The following is a 17,214-nucleotide window of genomic DNA, read 5'->3' on the forward strand; positions in this document are numbered from 1 at the left end:
GCGGGCCGGCCTCCTGGGGCACCGCTCCCGGTCGTGCCGGGATGCGGCACCCGATCGCAACGTCAGCCGCGATCCTTGCGCATCGGACGCATGGTGGACTTTCCGTCCATCGTGGTCTTGTCGGTGCCGGCGCCCGAGGTCTTCGTGTCGATGTTCTTCTGGTCGCCATCGCGGCCGACGTTCATCTCCACGCCGGGCAGGCCGCCGTCGTTGGCGTTCTTGCCGACGTTCATTTCCACGCCGGGGACGCCCTTCGGGTCGCTGGATCCGCTGTAGCTCTGGGCGTACACGGCCACGCTCGAGGCGGCCAGGATCGCGGCGATGGAAAGGGCGGTGGTGCGCTTGTTCATGAATGCTCCTTGTCTGAGGTGCATCGAAGGTAAGGGCAGCGATGGGCGGCCGCGAGCCGCTGATGTCGACCTTTCGTGTGGGACACACCGGGCCAGCAGGAAGGCGAGCACTCTGTTGCCATTCATGCGGCGTGTTGCGCATCCTCCGCGCGGGCACGCGCAAGGACGTGCGGCCGAGGGACGGAGCCGCGGCTTTCCTACAATGCTGCCGTGAACACTCTCGTTGCTTCCTGTATCCGTCGCAAGGTGGCATGGTGCGCCTGACGCATCCGGCGCGCCTGCTGCGATCCGGCTGCATGGCGGTGGCGCTGGCGGCCGTGCTGGCGGCATGCTCCACGCGGCCGAACCTCACCCGTCCGGAACCGGAGGCGCCGGCATCTTGGAAGGCGCCGAGCGCGGAACTCGGACGCGGCAAGGCTTCCTGGTACGGGCCGGGCTTTCACGGTAAGCGCACGGCCAGCGGCGAGCGCTTCGACATGAACGCGCTGACGGCGGCGCACCGCACGCTGGCGTTCGGCACGCGCGTCCTCGTGCGCAATGTGCAGAACGGACGCGAGGTGGTGGTGCGCATCAACGACCGCGGCCCGCACGTGCGGGACCGCATCATCGACCTGAGCAAGGCAGCGGCCGCGGAGATCGAAATGCTGCAGGCCGGCGAAGCGCCGGTGGTCCTCATCGAGCTTTGATGCTCGTGGCTGCAGGCGGCCCGTGCTTCACGGCAGCTTGCCGCTGACCAGCCAGTCCCCGAGGCTTTCCATGGCCTGGCCCACCTGTGCGTCCGCGCGCATCTGGCCGTGGATGGCATCGAGCATGCCGGAGAACGCGGGATCGTTGAGGATCGCGGGGCCGAATTCGCGGGCCAGTTCGGATTCGAGAAAGAGAAGCACCGCTTTCTGCTTGCGGTCCGGATCGGCCGGATCGAGCGCTGCCAGCCGCGTGGACAGCAGCTCGTTGGCCTGCGCGTCCTGGCTGCGAGCGTGGATGTCGCCGGACTTCGTCGCACGCCCGCGCTCGCGCAGGCGCCCCAGCTGATCGCGCAATAGTGCGTCGATGCCTCGACGGGGATCGATGCTCGTCACGGCTCAATGCACTCCGCGTGCATAGGCGGAGAGGAGGACGTGGTCGGCGAGGCCCTCATTCGGTGAAGACGGCTGCGGACGGCCCAGCCGCTCGATCGCATCGATCACCTGCAGGATGTCGGCACAGAGCGCCGGGTTGGCGGGCTGGCAGGCCAGGCCGCTGCGGAAGTGCTGCAGCGCTTCGTCGAAGGCATCCTGCGCCAGCGCCGCGAAGCCGTGGACGAAGTGGTGCAGGGCGTCTTCTTCCGGCAGTTGGAACAGCGGCTGCCAGGTGAGCAGGGCCAGCGGCGCGCGCTGCGAGCTGAATTGCAACAGTCCGAGCTGGTAGCGGGCCAGGGTGAAGGCGGGCGCGAGCAGGACGGCGCAGGCGAAGGACAGCTCCGCGGCCTGGAAGTTGCCCGCGCTCGCCTGTTCGGAGCCGATCAGGAAGTGCGGCAAGCCGGAGGCCGGATCCGCCTCGCTGGCGCGTGCGAACAGCGCCAGGGCCGCTTCGGTCTGGTCGGAGCGGCTGGCGGCCAGGCCTTCCTGGAGCAGTTGTTCGAAGGGGTTGGGGGTCATCGGAATACATCCGGAGGATGCGGGAATTGTTTAGCGCGGGCGCTGCGCAACTTTGCGCGAAGGCAGGCCCGCCTGGCAATGTGAAAAAAGCGCTGAAAAGACGGTGAACAGGAGGTCTGCGCAGGCGCCCTGCGCAGCGCTAGCCTCTGCTTCGCCATGAAGAACGCCGCCACGCCCACTGCCGAGACCCGGCTGGGCCGCCTCCAGCGTTACCTCCAGGACGATCCGCACAACGGCTTGCTGCTGGCGGATGCGTTCGACGAGGCCCTGTCGAGCGGCGCCTGGGATTCCGCGGCACAGCTCGCCAGGCTCGCCGAGGAAGAGCACCTGGCCCAACCCGCCTGGCAGTTCCGGCGCGCGCGGCTGTGCATTGCACTGCGTGACCTGCAGCGCGCCGCGGAGCTGCTCGAGGCGCTGCAGGGGGCCTTGGGGGATTCGCCTGTGCTCGCCCACGATCTCGCCTACGTCCGCTTGCTCCAGGGTGATTTCGCGGCCTGCCGCGCGCTGCTGCAGCCATGGATCGACGGCGAGGAGACCCCGGCGGATTCCGATGCCGCCCTGCAGGTGTTGTGGCTGCGCGCATCGCACCGTCTGCAACGGGTCGACGATGCCCTCGATTGGGCGCAGCGCCGGCATGCAGCGGGAAGCTTGGCTCCGCCGGCGCTGGGGGTCGCCAGTCTCGTCGCTCTCGATGCGAGCGACTTCGAGCGTGCGAAGCACTGGTCGGAGGCCTCGCTCCGGGCGGACCGGCCCGTCCCCGAGGGACTGGTGACCGCGGCCTACGTGGCCCTGGCGGAAGGACACACCGAACATGCCCGCGGCTTGTTGCAACGGTCGCTGGAGCTGAATCGCAGCGATGGCCGTACCTGGTCCGTGCTCGGTCTCGCAAGCCTGCAAGCGCGCGATTTGCCGCTGGCCCAGAAGCAGCTCGAAACCGCCGTGCAGTACATGCCGGCCCACATCGGAACCTGGCATGCCCTGGGCTGGGCGCGACTCCTGCAGGGCGGGCGCGCGCAGGCGCTGGAGGCATTCCAGCACGCCCTGGCGCTCGATCGCAATTTCGCCGAAAGCCATGGGGCCGTCGGCATGCTGCTCGCCCTCGACGGGCAGGTGGCGCAGGCAGAGCACCACCTGGAGGCCGCCGACCGGTTGGACGCGAACAACCTGACCGCGCGTTACGCGCGGGCGCTGCTCGCCGGCACCGCCGGCGACGCGCAGGCCGTGCAACGCCTCGCGCTGCGACTGCTGGACCGTCCGGGGTTCTTCGGCGGCAAATTGAGTGATTCATTCACCGGATTGGCAGGCCGCCCTAAATCCGGCGCGTGACCTGTGGATGTAGTGGGGACGGAGGCTCACCTCGGTGATGCCGCGGCCCCTCAACTCCACCACAGAGTCAAGACATGGTAGCGATCGTCAGCGGCCTCAGGGCGGGTCTCGAGCTCGGCTCACGCGCGGTGCTCGGACAGGCCGGCGTCACCGGCAATGCGTCCGAAGGCAGGAACGGCCAGTCCGTGTTCGTCAACGTCTCCACCGGCGCGCTGGTCATCCAGAACCAGGACGACTACCTCGCCGCGCGCGGTGCCGACCAGTCGGTCCTGCGGACGTACAACAGCAGCGGCGCGCTGGCCGACGACAACGGCGACCAGTGGCGGGCGGACCAGCTCGCTTTGAAGCTGGTCGGCCCGGTCAATGCGTCCGGCAGCACGCTGTACCGGTACGACAGGGACGGCAGTGCGGCGGCGTTCGCCTATGACAGCAGCCGCGGACTGTATGTCTCCGGGGAAGGCGCGGGCGCGTTCGACACGATCGCCTCCATCGCCGGGGGAGATCAGTTCGAGTACCGCGACGGCACGACGGGCGTGTCCGAGCGGTACGAAGCGAGCGGCGCCTTTCGCATCCTGTCCCGCGAGGACACGAGCGGCAACACGCTGACCTATACCTACTCGGCGTCCGGCCTGCTGGCTTCCGTGTCGACGGCGTCGGGCGAAACCGTCTTCTACGACTACACCGGCAACAACCTTGCGCAAGTGCGCACGGTGACGAGCGGCGCTACGGCCACACGGGTTCGCTACGGCTACGACGCGAACAATCGCCTCGAGACGGTCACGGTCGACCTCACTCCCGCGGACAACAGCATCGACGATGGGAAAACCTACCAGACCCGCTACACCTACGACGGCACGAGCACGCGGGTCGCCAGCATCACGCAAGGCGACGGCACGTCACTGGCCATCGTCTATGTGGACATCGGGGGAGGCAACTACAAGGTCGCGGCTATCCGCGACGCGATCAACCAGACCACCAACTTCGCCTACGGCGATGGCTATGCCACCGTCACCGATGCCCTCGGACTGACCACGCGGTACGAATTCGACGCGTCGAAGCAGCTCACGCGCATCGTCGCCCCGCCGGTGGCCGGAGCCAGTGCCACGCGCCAGTTCAGCTACGCCGCCAACGGCGATGTCCTGTCCGTGACCGATGGCGAGGGCCGCATCGTCGTCTTCGAGTACGACGGACAGGGCAACCAGGTGCTGCAGCGCGACCAGGCGGGCAACACGGTCACGAGGACGTTCGACAGCCGGAACCAGCTGCTGGCCGAGGCGGTGTATCTGCTTCCAGACCCGGACGGTGCGGGTGTCGCGCAGCCCGCATCGCCGCAGACCACACGCTACGTTTACGACGCGACCGGATACCGCCTGCGTTTCGTGGTGAGCGCGGAAGGCAACGTGACGGAACACCGCTACAACGGATTCGGCGAGCGGGCGGCCACGATCACGTATGCGAGCGGCCTCTATCCCGTGTCCGGGCTGGCGCCGCAAGCGGCGCTGGCGGAAGCGGACCTCGCCGCGTGGAGGGCAACGCAGAACCTCGGTGCAACGCAACGGGCGGACTTCGCCTACGACGCCCGGGGGCAACTCCAGACCCGTACCACGTACGCGAATGTGTCGGCAACGACCGGCGACGGCATCGCGGACGCAGGCCGATCCATCGCGCAGTTCGTGTACGACCAGGCGGGTCGCCTGCTGCAGGCCATTTCGCCGGGCAACGGTTCCACCACCTACACCTACGATGGGCTCGATCGCGTCCTGACCAGTACCGATCCACTCGGTCGAACCACGGTTACTGCGTACGACGACGCCGCCAGGAAGACGGCGGTCACGCTTGTCGGCGGCCGCGTCACCACACAAAGCTTCGACGCCGCCGGCCGCCTGTTCTCCGTGTCCGAGTCCTCCACGGCCGGTGTGGCGCTGGGCGAGACGAAGTACTTCTACGACGTGGCGAACCGTTTGCGCATGACGCAGGATCCGACGGGCGTCCGCAGCTGGATCCTCTACCAGGACAACGGCCTCAAGCTGGCCGACATCGACGGCAACGGCACGTTCACGGAATACGTGTACGACCGCTCGGAACGGCTCGTCTCCACAGTGCAGCGAGGCAATGCGGTCTCCACGGCCGCACTCGTGGACGTCGCGGGCAATCCGGTGCTGTCCGTCGACCTGGCCATGATCCGACCGGCGACCAGTCCCGCGGACCAGACGAGCTGGCGGGAGTACGACGCGGCAGGACGACTCGTGCGCGTGGCGGAGCAAGTCGGCACCGACGGGCGTGCGGCCGTGACGGAGACGCGCTACGACGGCGCTTCCAGGGTCGTGCAGGTGATGCGTTACGCGAACACGATTCCCACGGACGGAAGCACAGGCAGCCCTGTGGCGGGCGGCGTGCCCTCGCCGGCCGCTTCGGCGCAGGATCGCTCGACGCGCAACTTCTACGACGCTGACGGCCGCCTGGCCGGCACGCTCGACGCGGAAGGCTACCTGACGGTCCTCAAGTACACCCCGGCCGGGCAATTGAGCGAACGCATCGCCTACGCCAATGCGACGGACGCCGCGCTGCGGGCGTCCGGGACCCTGGCGCAGTTGCAACCTGCCGCCAACTCGGGCGGCGACATACGGGAAGTCACGCTCTACGACGCGAAGGGACAGGTGACCGCGCAAATCGACGGCATGGGCTACCTGACCGAGAACGTCTACGACGTGAACGGCCTGGTTGCCCGCTCGATCAAGTACGTGACCCGCATCGGACTGCCTGTGAGTCCATCCACGACGGTTGCCGCGATCCGGCCTGCCGCGCCGCAGCAGGACCACGTGACGACCCGCGCCTACGACCTCCTCGGACGCCTGCTGCAGGAAACCAACCCCGAGGGCACGGTCACGAACCACACCTACGATGCCGCCGGCAACCTGGTGTCCACCGAGAAGGCCCTGGGGACCACGGAAGTCCGCACGCTGCTGGCGCGCTACGACGTACAGGGCCGCCTCGTCGCGGAGCTCTCCGCCGAGGGTGCGTCGAAACTCACCGGCGGCCAAACGCAGGCGCAGGTCGATGCGATCTGGATGCAGTACGGGACGTCCCACACCTACGATGCCGCCGGCCGCCGCACCTCCAGCACGGACCCGGCCGGCCAGCGCAGGCTCTTTTTCTACGACGCCGATGGCGCGCTGACGCACCGGGTGAACGCGCTCGGCGAGGTGGAGGAGACGCGCTACGACGCGCGAGGCAGGGCGGTGGAGCGCATAGCGTACGGCACGCCCGTCTCCCTCGCGGGACTGGCCGGCGGCCTCGTTCCGTCGACGCTCACCACCGCGCTCGCGGCCATCGCAGACGCGACCCGCGACAGCCGGACGACCTTCGCCTACACGCGCGACGGGCAGTTCGCGAGCACCACGGATGCCGTTGGAACGGTCGCATCCTCCACGTTCAACGCCTTCGGGGACGAGATCGGCCGCAAGCTGACCGACGTCGAGACCAACCTGCTGGAGACCTACACGGTGGACCGGCGCGGGCTACGCACGAAAACAGCGGCCGACGAAGCGCAGATCAATGCCGTCGCCACGGCGGTGTACGACGCGTTCGGACGCGTCACGCGCAGCGTGGACGCGAATGGCTACGAAACCGTGCGCACGTACGACAGGCTGGGCCGCGTCGTCACCTTGCTGGCTCCCCTGTTCTCGAAGCGGGTCAGCACCTTCGACGCGTTCTCCCGCGTGCTCACGAGCACGGACGAGGCCGGGAACATCACGAGGTACGTATACGACAAGTCCGCGCGCACGATGAAGGTGACCACGCCGGAGGGCATCGTCACGACCACCACGTACAACCGTCACGGCGAGGTCCAGGGCGTCACGGATGGCAAGGGGCAGACGACAACGTACGTGTATGACGCAAATGGGCGCCTGCGGACCACGACGGCGCCGACGGGCGCGACGACGACCAACGTCCATGACAGCTCCGGACGCCTGATGGAGGCCTGGGACGCGAACGGAAAGAAGGTCGCTTATACCTACGATGCGGCCAGCCGCGTCCTCACCCGGACGCTGGATCCCGGCGGGCTCGATCTGAAGACGACCTACGGTTACGACGCCAAGGGACAGCGCGTCGTGATCACCGATCCCAACCAGGGGGTCACCGCCATCGAGTACGACCTGAAGGGCCGCGTGTGGAGGCAGACCGTCGATCCGGCGGGCCTGAAGCTGCAGACCGTCTACAGCTACGACGGGCGCGACAACACCCTGACGGTCACCACGCCCAGTGGCACGGTGACGCGCTACGCCTACGACGCCCTGGGACGGCGCAAGCAGGAGACCGTCGATCCGGGAAAGCTGAACCTGGTGCGCGCCTGGGCGTACGACAGAAAAGGCAACGTGACGTCCAGCACGGATGCCAACGGCCAGGTCACCAGATACGTCTACGACGGCCGCGATCGTCGCGTGTACACGGTGAACGCGTTGGGCGAGGTGCGGCAGGAAGCCTATGACGCGGTGGGACGCCTCGTCCGCGCCACGTCCTTTGTCAAGAGGATCGCTCCGGGCGCGCTCGGCGCCAGTCCGACGGCGCCCCAGGTCCAGGCGCTCGTCATTGCCGATCCGGCGGACAGGGTCGAGCACAGCGTCTACGACAAGGACGGACGACTGGCCGCCACGGTGAATGGCGTGGGTGACGTCTCCCGCTACACCCGCGATGCCAACGGGAACGTCATCAGCCGCGTCAGCTACGCCAACCGCATCGACCTCGTCACCTGGGTGCGCGGTACGCTGCCTGCCGTCGTGGCCGACGACGCGCGCGATCAGCGTGTGACTTCGCTCTACGACGCCCTGAATCGTGTGAGCTACACCGTGGACGGTACGAGGGCCGTCGTTTCGTACAGGTACGACAACAACGGCAATGTCGTGGAACGGCGCGCCTATGCGAAGACGCTGCCGCCCGAGGTGGCCTTGGCCGAGTCCGCGATCCTTGCCGCTCTGCCCGCGCTCGCCAATGCGGATGTCGACGCCGTCGAGCGGAACACCTACGACGCCGGCAACCGGCTGGTGACGACCACGGATGGAACGGGCGCGGTGCGGAAACGCATCTACTCCGGCGAAAACCTCGCGCAGGTGATCGCCTACTGGACGACGCTCCCCGCCAACGGGGACGCCGCGGCGATGCCGACGACCGGTCGCGACCGGGTCACCTCCTATGCCTACGACCGCGCGAGTCGCCTCACTTTCAGGATCGACCCAACCAATGCCGTCGTCGAACAGGTTCGCGATGGCGAAGGCCGGGTCGTGCGGGAGCTCGCCTATTCCGCGCCGATCTTGTCACTGCCCGACATGAAGGCCGCGACGGCGGAAGCTGCGGTGCGAGGCTTGCTCAAGCCAGACTCCGCTCAAGACCGGTCCATGCGTCACGCCTTCGACGCGGCCGGCCGGGAAGTGCTGTTCATCGGCGCAGAGGGCGCTGCCGTCGAGAGCGTGTATGACGGCGCGGGAAACGTCGTGAAGCGCACGGCCTATGCAACGCCGGTGAAGGTCTCCGAGCTGCCTTCGATCACCAGCATCGATTCATTGCTCCCTTTCGTGAAGGCCGATCTGGCGGCGGACCGAAGCACCCGCTATGCCTATGACGCCGCGGGGCGACGGGCCTACGAGGTCGACGCCCTGAACAGGGTGTCCCGCAACCGGTACGACGGCGCGGGCCGCCTGCTCGAGACGCGCCGCTTCGAGCAGGAACTGGCGCCAGGTGTTGCGGCGACGATGACGGCACTCGACGCGCTGCTGGAGAGCGCGACCGATCGGTGGGAGAAGCACGCGCATGACGCGGCGGGCAACTGCACGAGCACCACCGACGCCTTGAACTACACCGAATCGTGGACCTATGACGGGAACGGGAATCAACTCACCTTCGTGAACAAGAAGGGTGCGACCTGGACCTACGTCAGGGACGCGGCGGGCAGGCTGGTGAAGGAAACTTCGCCCGAGGTGGACCTCACGAATTCCGCTTTCGATGGCTCGACCCTCACGCTCACGACGACGCCGTCGCCGGGCGCGCGCATCGACACCACCATGCGTTACGACGCCCTCGGCAACCTTCTCGAGCGGGTGGAAGCCTCGGGGCGGCCCGAACAGCGCTCCACCGTCTACGAATACGACGCGGCGGGCAGGCAGACCCGGGTTCGGTTCCCGCCGGTTGGTGTCTACGACGCCACCGCGGACGACTTCACGAAATACGAACTGGGGGTGCATCCTCGCTTCGACACGTTGAAGTCGCTGGAAACGCGAACCTACTACGACACCTTCGGCAATGCGGTGGCGAACCGCGACGTGGGTGGCGCGCTCACCCAGAAGGCCTATGACCTGGCCGGGCGGGTCGTCTACGAGATCGATGCGCTCGGCTACGTGACCGGCTACGGCTACAACGCCTTCGGCGACGCATTGACGTTGACGCGCTACGCAAGCAGGACGACCCTCGCGTCACGCTCGGTATCGACGGCCTCGCAGGCTGTTGCCAAATCCGAGGTGGCGGCCTTGCTCGGCGGGGCGACCTTCAGCCACGCCGGCGACCGTACCGTGACGAGCACTTACGACCGGCTCGGCCGGCTCGTGGAGACGATCCAGCCCGAGCAGTTCGTCTTCGATGCCACCCTCCCTACGCAGGGCTTCCTTGCGGCGGCCCGTACGCGCAACACCTACAACGCTTTTGGCGACCTCGTCCAGGTCGGCAAGGTGAGGAACAACACCGGCGCGTCCTGGTACGCGACGACCCACTACTTCGACCAGCTCGGACAGGAAAAGGCCGTGGTCGACGCCGCGGGATTCCTGACCACCCGCGAGTACGACCGCTTCGGCAACCTGGCGAAGGTCAAGGAGTACGCAACGGCCTTGCCGGCCGCTTCCTGGACGCTTGCCTCCTATGGCAACGCGCCCGCGGCGGTGGATGAGGATCGCACGACCACGTTCACCTATGACGCGCTCAACCAGAAGACCAAGGAAACGCGGGTGCGCGTCCAGTACAGCACCGCGGCCAACGGATCGAGCGCCTGGGGCGACCTCACGACCACCTATGCCTATGACTTCGTCGGCAACCAGACGCAAGTGGTCGACGCCACCGGTCAGGCAACGTGGACCTACTACGACGCGCTGGGGCGCATCCAGGCGGTGGCCACGCCGTTCTCCGGAGCGACCAAGTCGTTGACCGTGTTCAGGCGCGATGCGTACGGCAACGAGATCGCCAGGGTCGAGTACGCGACGCCCGCGACGCCGACCGCGACCGCTCCCATCGAGCCGGCGCGGGTCGATGCCGACCGGCAGACCATCACCCGCTTCGACGCCTTGGGTCGTGTGCTCGAAGTCCAGGATGCCAACGGCAACCTGGCGTTTTCCTCCTACGACGCGTACGGCAATCTCGCCAAGAGCTGGCGGGGCGTGACTGGCGGCGACAACCAGACGCGCACTCGCTTCGAGGTGAACGTCTACGACGCAGTCGGTCACTTGGTCGAAACCCGCACTCCGGCGTCGACGACGCTCGTGCAGGGAGGGGTGAAGGCGACCTACACGCCGGATCCGAATCCGCTCATGACGTCGTCCCCGATTGATTACAGGATGCTCCTGGAGTGGTCCGACATCGTCGACGTGCAGGGCGGAACCGTGCGCGTGGAGGTCGATTACCTGACGTTGGCGATGGAGGGGTACGACGCGGAAGGCGGCCTCAAGACGCAGGACGCGCACATCGCCACTGCGACCAAGGACCTGTCCGCGTCTGCGGCGGCTGGCGGCGCGGAAGTCACCTGGCACGTGGCCACCGACAAGGTCACATGCATCCGGATCTACCAGCTCTCGGGAACGACATGGCTGACCAAGTGGTCGGGCTCCCTCGCCAACGCTAGCGGCTCGGGGGTGAACGTCCTCTCGCAAGCCGAGGCCGGGCTGGTGTACTCGACGCAGCAGTTCAACGCGTTCGGCGAGATCACTCGGAGAGGTACGCGAGGCGAGCCGGAGTATTTCGAGTACGACACGGCAGGTCGCCTGTGGCGAACGAACAGCGGAGACGGCGTCGACAAGATCCGGCTCTACGACCTGCAGGGCAACGTCACGTCCGAGATCCGCAGCTCCGGGTCCGGTGGCTTCAACCAGGACATCAAGAACTATTCCAACGCGCAGCTCGCCGCGAGCGATGCCAATACGCGCAGGGTCGACACGACCTACGACGCCCTCGGCCACGTCACCGGCCGGACCGAAGCCATCCGGCCCCAGACGCAGGGCAGCGTGTTGGTCCAGCGGCAGTTGGTCACCCACGCCTTCCAGAGCGCCACGCCGGTCGGCGACCTGGTGTCCGTCGAGACGTGGCTTGGAACGAACCAGGTCACCCTGGGCTGGAACGACCTCTCCATCCTGGGCAGCGGTGACCTGATGGTCACCATCGAATACAAGACGCCCAGTGTCCAGCACGGAGGAGGGTTCAACGACGAGCTTTTCATGTTCGAGCCCGTTACCTACACGGGCGGCGTGACGCGCACGTACCAGACGGCGCTCCTCAACGGCGATGCCTACGCCCGCGGCGGCACGTTCTCGTGGGCGGAAACGGCAACCTCGCCGGATGACGGAGGCATCGGGCAGGTCACCCGGGTGCGCGTCCAGAAACGCAACGTGGAAAAAGGTTGGACGGTCGTCCTCGACCAGGCGCCGGGATACGGGGCGAACGAATTGATCGTGGGTGCGCCCGCGGACCCGGCCTTGGTCCTGGTATTGCAGACGCGGCCCGTGGGCGCGAGCACCTGGAGCTCGGTGCCCGCTTCGACCTTGCCTGACTTCGGACTCTCGCACCGGTACGACGCCACTGGACTCGGCATCGGCAACTTCGAGTACAGGGCGGTCGTCGTCGATCCGCGACTGGATCCGCTCATGGATGCCAACAAGGGACGCCTCGTCGCCTCGGGAACGGTATCCATCTCCATGCCGCCGCTGGCGGCGATCACGACGCCGCTCACCTTCAACCGATCCATGGGGGATTACCGGGTCGAGAAAGCCGGCGTCTTGAATTGGGCGCATCAGGGCATCTCGACCGGACAGGTGTTGCGCTACCGGCCCGCTGGCAGCAGCCAGGCCTGGGGCAGCCTCGCAGTGCAGGTTTTCGCCAGTGGCACGAGGGACGGCGTGGATTGTTCAGTGCTGGCGGCTGGCACTTACGAGTTCGAACTGCTCTGGAGCACTGGCGGGCAGGGCGTACCGACGCATCACGCAACGGGCACCTTCAGCGTGGTCGCGGGGCAGCCCTCGTACTACGTGCCGCCTTCCGGGACGCCGAATATCACCGGGCTGTATCTCACGTTGTACGACACCTCGACGGAATTCTCCTCCTTGCTCCGCCCGCCTCCCCCGGACGTGATGCTGTCGTGGGATGCGTGCAATGCGAATCTCGCGCGGGCGTACAACGGTTCGACCTGGGTCACGCTGGCGATCGAAAATTACGACCAGGAGAGCCTGGTGTTCTCCGGCGCCTACTCGGGTCAGCAGCATGCGTGGCTCCAGTCCCTCGGCCTCGGAACCTGGTACATCGAGCTCTACGCGACCAATACGTTGCACCCGAAGCTTGCGACGGCCACGTATACCGCGACATCGACGGGCGCCCGCACCCTGACCGTCACGACGCCGCCCTACACGCCCGGCTATTGGACGCAGGAGGTTCCCACCACCTACTCCTTCAGTGTGACGACGCCGACGGCGTCGGCTGCGGTGAGCACCATCGAAGGCGCGACCCTGACGCAGGCGCCAGGCCAGTACACCGGCAACCGCTGGTTCCGGCCAGTCGTGAAGCAGAACACGGACCGCTGGGGCAACGTCGTGAGCATCACGGATCCCCGTTCGGAAAAGTGGGTCACGACCTACCGGTACAACGCCAACAACCAGATGATCAAGCAGGTGCAGCCGCAGGCATCCGACCTCGGCGCGCCCGTTACCGAAATCTACTTCGACGCACTGGGACGGCAGGTTGCTGTGCGCGATGCGAACGGCAACGTGAACGGCCAGGCGTTCGACGCCGCAGGGAATCTCGTACAGGAGTTGCATGCCGACACCGGCGTCGTCACGTACACCTACGACGCCTTGGGACGGCGTACGCGCACGGTCGATGCCGAGGGGCACGCGGTGGGTTTCCGCCATGACGCCATGGGCAACCTGCTCGAGGTCGACAAGGGGCCGCTGCCCGTTTACTCCAACGTCGGCAACGACGTCCAGGCCCTGTCGTTCACCGTTTCGGTCAAGGACACGTGGAAGTACGACCAGCTCGGACAAAGGATCTCGTCCACGAACGGGAACGGCGAGACGCTGACGTACACCTACGACCTGCGCGGCAACATCGTCGAAACGAAGCAGCCGATGGGCAAGACGACACGCTCGGCCTTCGATGCCCAGGGACGCAAGATCGGCGAGGTGGACGCCAATCTGTTCGTCAGCTACTGGACCTATGACTACTTCGGGCAGCTCACGGACCATACCGATCTGGGCGGCGCGCGCTACGCGTACACCCATGACAACGCCCGGCAGTTGATCCGGCAGACCAACACCCGGAATCAGGACCTCCAGTACGGGTACGACGCGGCGGGGCAACTGACGCAGATCACGGACGCTGCGCTGGGACAGGTCTCGACCTACATGTACGACGAGGCGGGCCGCAGGATCCGCGAGCGCGTCATGCAGAAAGGTCTCGCCTACCAGGACAACCACCTCGCATATGACGCGATCGGGAATTTGCGGCGGGTGTCGGATGCTCGAGCCGACATCCAGATGAAGTACGACCGCGTGGGGAACCGCATCTTCGTCGGAAGCTACGTTGGCTATGCCGGCGTGGGCGGAGCGACGCAGGAGCAGAGCGTCGAGAAGTTCTTCCTCCACGACAAGATGAACCGCCAGACGGTCGTCGACGCTTACGACGCGAACGGGACGATCGGCCCGGACCGCGGCCACGTCATCACGTACGACCGTAACGGCAACCGGAAGACCGACACCGCGTGGAGGGAAACCGTTCGGCCTACCTCCGGACTCTCTCCCATCAGCGACTTCAGATCCGACGGAACGGCGATCCAGGAGACGTCGTACGCGTACGAAAAGGGAAAATTCCGCAGCGTCGAGGAGTACCGCTACGACGCCGCGAATCGTCTCTGGTCCGTCGTCAAGGATGGCGTGCAGGTAGACCATCGCCGGTACGACGCCGCGGACCGGCTCCTGTCTTCGGGACCGGCATCCTTGCCCCCGAACTACCGTGCGGTGGTCCAGGCCGGACTTGCGCAAGGAAAGTCCGACGGACTGGAACAGACGCGTAACCGGTACGACAGGAACGGGCGCCTCCTCCATCAGGACGTCTTCAACAGCGACGGCTCCTTGAAGGTCCAGGTCAGCTGGGATCCCAATGAAACCGGCATGGGCCTCATTGCTCCGGGATACGACGAAGTCGGCAACGTCAAGGGTTACGTGGTGCGGGATGCGAAGTCGAACACCGCCACCAGGTACGAGACCACGAAGTTCAAGCGATTCGAAGGCCACCAGGCGGAAATCACGCGCGGTACATCCATGCTGATGGACCCCGGATGGGTCACCCAGAAGTTTGACGAAAACGGGTATCTGACTTCCGTCGACGACACGACGTACGACGCGAACGACCGGGAGTTTGTGAATGACGCCTCAGGACGTGCGCTTTACGTCAACCAGGGCGGCAACGTGCAGCGTCAGCTGATCGTCAATGGCGAGGTGCTCGGCATCTACGGCGTGGGCGTGGACACGAAAGAGCCGCGCGTCAACAACTACCCCAACTTCGCCAACCTCGTCGACTTCGATTTCGGCTACGCACCGATCACCGGCGCCTATCCGAACGCGAGTCCCGGAACGTACATCGCCCGGCCTGGCGACACGCTGCAAAGCATCGCGCAATCGGCCTATGGCGACAGCGCCTTGTGGTACCGCATCGCAGAGGCGAACGGCGTGATGACCAGCACCGACCTGAAGGTCGGCCAGACGCTGAACATCCCGAACCGCGTCTCGACGATCCACAACAACAACTCGACGTTCAAGCCGTACGACCCGAGCAGGATCACGGGGGATCTGACGCCGAATCTGCCGATGCCGGCGAAGGAGGGGTGTGGTGGGGCGGGGCAGTTGTTGATGGTGATTGTGGCGATCATCGTGACGATCTACACCGCCGGTGCAGCAGCCCAACTGCTGGGAACCGTTGCGCCCGGAGCGTCCGTGTTTAGCACTGGTCTTGCAGCGCTTGGCGGCGGTTCTGCTGCTGGTGTAACGATCGGGGCAGGAGTTGCAAGTGCCTCTGTTGCATCGGTTGTAGGCTCTGCAATTGGGGCCGCGGTTGGATCGATTGCGTCGCAGGCCGTCGGTCTGGCGGTCGGCGCAATAGACAAATTCAGTTGGAAAAGCGTAGGACTATCAGCAATCAGTGCTGGTGCGACTGCTGGCATAGGTGCCACATTTGCGGCTCCCTCGGCCGCCGCGGCCAATCCTAGTATTGGGCAAGTTGTCGCGCGCGCGATGGCCGGCAACGCGATTACTCAAGGGATTGGCGTAGCCGTTGGACTTCAAGATCGGTTCGATTGGCGCGGCGTCGCAGCTTCCGGCCTGGGCGCGGCTGTCGGACATGCCGTGGGCCAAGCACTTGGTCCCCAGACGGATGCCGCTGGCAATTTGGTTCGGCCAGCAATGTTCCACGAGCTTGGGAGAGAAGCGGGCACGGCCTTGCGGAGCACTGTCGCTGGATTGACTGCCGGTGTTACCGCCGCGGCGGCACGCGGCGGTAAGGTAGCGATCAAACAGATCGCCACTGATGCGTTTGGCAATGCGTTGGGACAAGGCTTGGTGGACGCGGCGAACTCACCGTCGGATGGCGGATCGTTCTCGGACGATCACGCCGCTCGTCTGCAGCAGATGAACCCGATGAACCTGCCGACACGGAGCGCCTCGAGCTTTGCGAATCCATACCTAAAGGACACCTACGAAGCCCTAGTCGGCTTCATGAATGATGACCGGGAACTACCGCGACAGGTTGATCCTGATGAGGTGCTCGTTGCGGGTGGGGACAAGCTCACTGGAATGTCTGGACCAACGACTTCGAGTTCGCACAACTATCGAAACGGCTCCGACATCGCTAGTGATGCGACGCATGTGCGCAGGTTGATCGACAAAGCGAATCGCATGCCGTGGGATAAAAACCTCACTCGAGGCGATGTGTTCGCCACCAGAGCGGAGCTGGCTGCGGCGCTGCAGTTCACCACCGACACAAACGATCGCTTGAACATTATTGGCGCTCTGCGAAGCGCCGCCGAAGCCGGTGGAAAAGGCCTGCTCACTCCCCAAGAAACGGTTGGCGGGCCAGGTTCGATGGAGCAAGCGATTACGGCGAGCGGCCTTGGCGGCTCAAATGCTTCTGTGCGTCTAGGGCCAGGAGCCGTTAGCGGGTATGCTGGTACCACCAATCGCTCAGCCTTTAGACCATTCGCCTCGGCTGACGGGGAGGAGGTCACCAGTTCACCAGTTCAGTTGCGAGCTGGACAGCTGCATGAAGAGCAGCGACTCCAACAACTCAACATGGACAAGAACACAACGGTGTTCAGGCCGAGCCAGGCGCAAGTTCAGAGCACGACGTTTAAGGCAATGGTCGGCGACCCGGAGCTAACCAAGGGCGGCCAGTACAAGGGCATCATCTTTGATGGGAACGATCCGATCACTGGCTACCTAGAAATCAAGGGCGGCTCGAGCCCGCTCAACACGTCATATCAATTGAGGCTGGAGACCTACAAGGCAACCATCGACAACAAGCCGTTTACGATTGAGACTACGCGCCCAGTTAACCCGGACTTCCGCCAGTGGCTGCAGTTCTGGGGGGTGAAGGTCACAACACCTCATTGAATC

Annotated in this window: 6 protein-coding genes; 3 read left to right on the forward strand and 3 right to left on the reverse strand. The window is 65.8% G+C overall.

From position 1 onward, the window contains the following. Positions 1–62 precede the first annotated feature (62 nt). Positions 63–350 (reverse strand): hypothetical protein, encoded by a 288-nt coding sequence (locus VF522_RS06280; protein ID WP_330907376.1) that lies wholly within the window; start codon positions 348–350, stop codon positions 63–65. A gap of 131 nt (positions 351–481) precedes the next feature. On the opposite strand from VF522_RS06280, the gene VF522_RS06285 reads away from it, so the two are divergent. After that, the gene (locus VF522_RS06285; protein ID WP_330907377.1) at positions 482–1,036 is read left to right on the forward strand and encodes a septal ring lytic transglycosylase RlpA family protein; all 555 of its coding nucleotides are present in this window, start codon (positions 482–484) and stop codon (positions 1,034–1,036) included. Between the two features lie 27 nt (positions 1,037–1,063). Here the strand turns inward: VF522_RS06285 and VF522_RS06290 are convergent, their stop codons facing one another. Next, the gene (locus VF522_RS06290; protein ID WP_330907378.1) at positions 1,064–1,429 is read right to left on the reverse strand and encodes a hypothetical protein; all 366 of its coding nucleotides are present in this window, start codon (positions 1,427–1,429) and stop codon (positions 1,064–1,066) included. A 3-nt stretch (positions 1,430–1,432) separates the two neighbouring features. Then, positions 1,433–1,987, reverse strand: coding sequence for a hypothetical protein (locus VF522_RS06295; protein ID WP_330907379.1), 555 nt, complete (start codon positions 1,985–1,987; stop codon positions 1,433–1,435). Between the two features lie 156 nt (positions 1,988–2,143). On the opposite strand from VF522_RS06295, the gene VF522_RS06300 reads away from it, so the two are divergent. Continuing rightward, the gene (locus tag VF522_RS06300; protein WP_330907380.1) at positions 2,144–3,313 is read left to right on the forward strand and encodes a hypothetical protein; all 1,170 of its coding nucleotides are present in this window, start codon (positions 2,144–2,146) and stop codon (positions 3,311–3,313) included. A 74-nt stretch (positions 3,314–3,387) separates the two neighbouring features. Next, positions 3,388–17,211, forward strand: a complete 13,824-nt coding sequence (locus VF522_RS06305) for a LysM peptidoglycan-binding domain-containing protein (protein ID WP_330907381.1) — start codon at positions 3,388–3,390, stop codon at positions 17,209–17,211. Positions 17,212–17,214: the final 3 nt, after the last annotated feature.

Origin of the sequence: Ramlibacter sp. (assembly GCF_036383835.1) — a bacterium.
Classification (GTDB): Bacteria; Pseudomonadota; Gammaproteobacteria; order Burkholderiales; family Burkholderiaceae_C; genus Ramlibacter.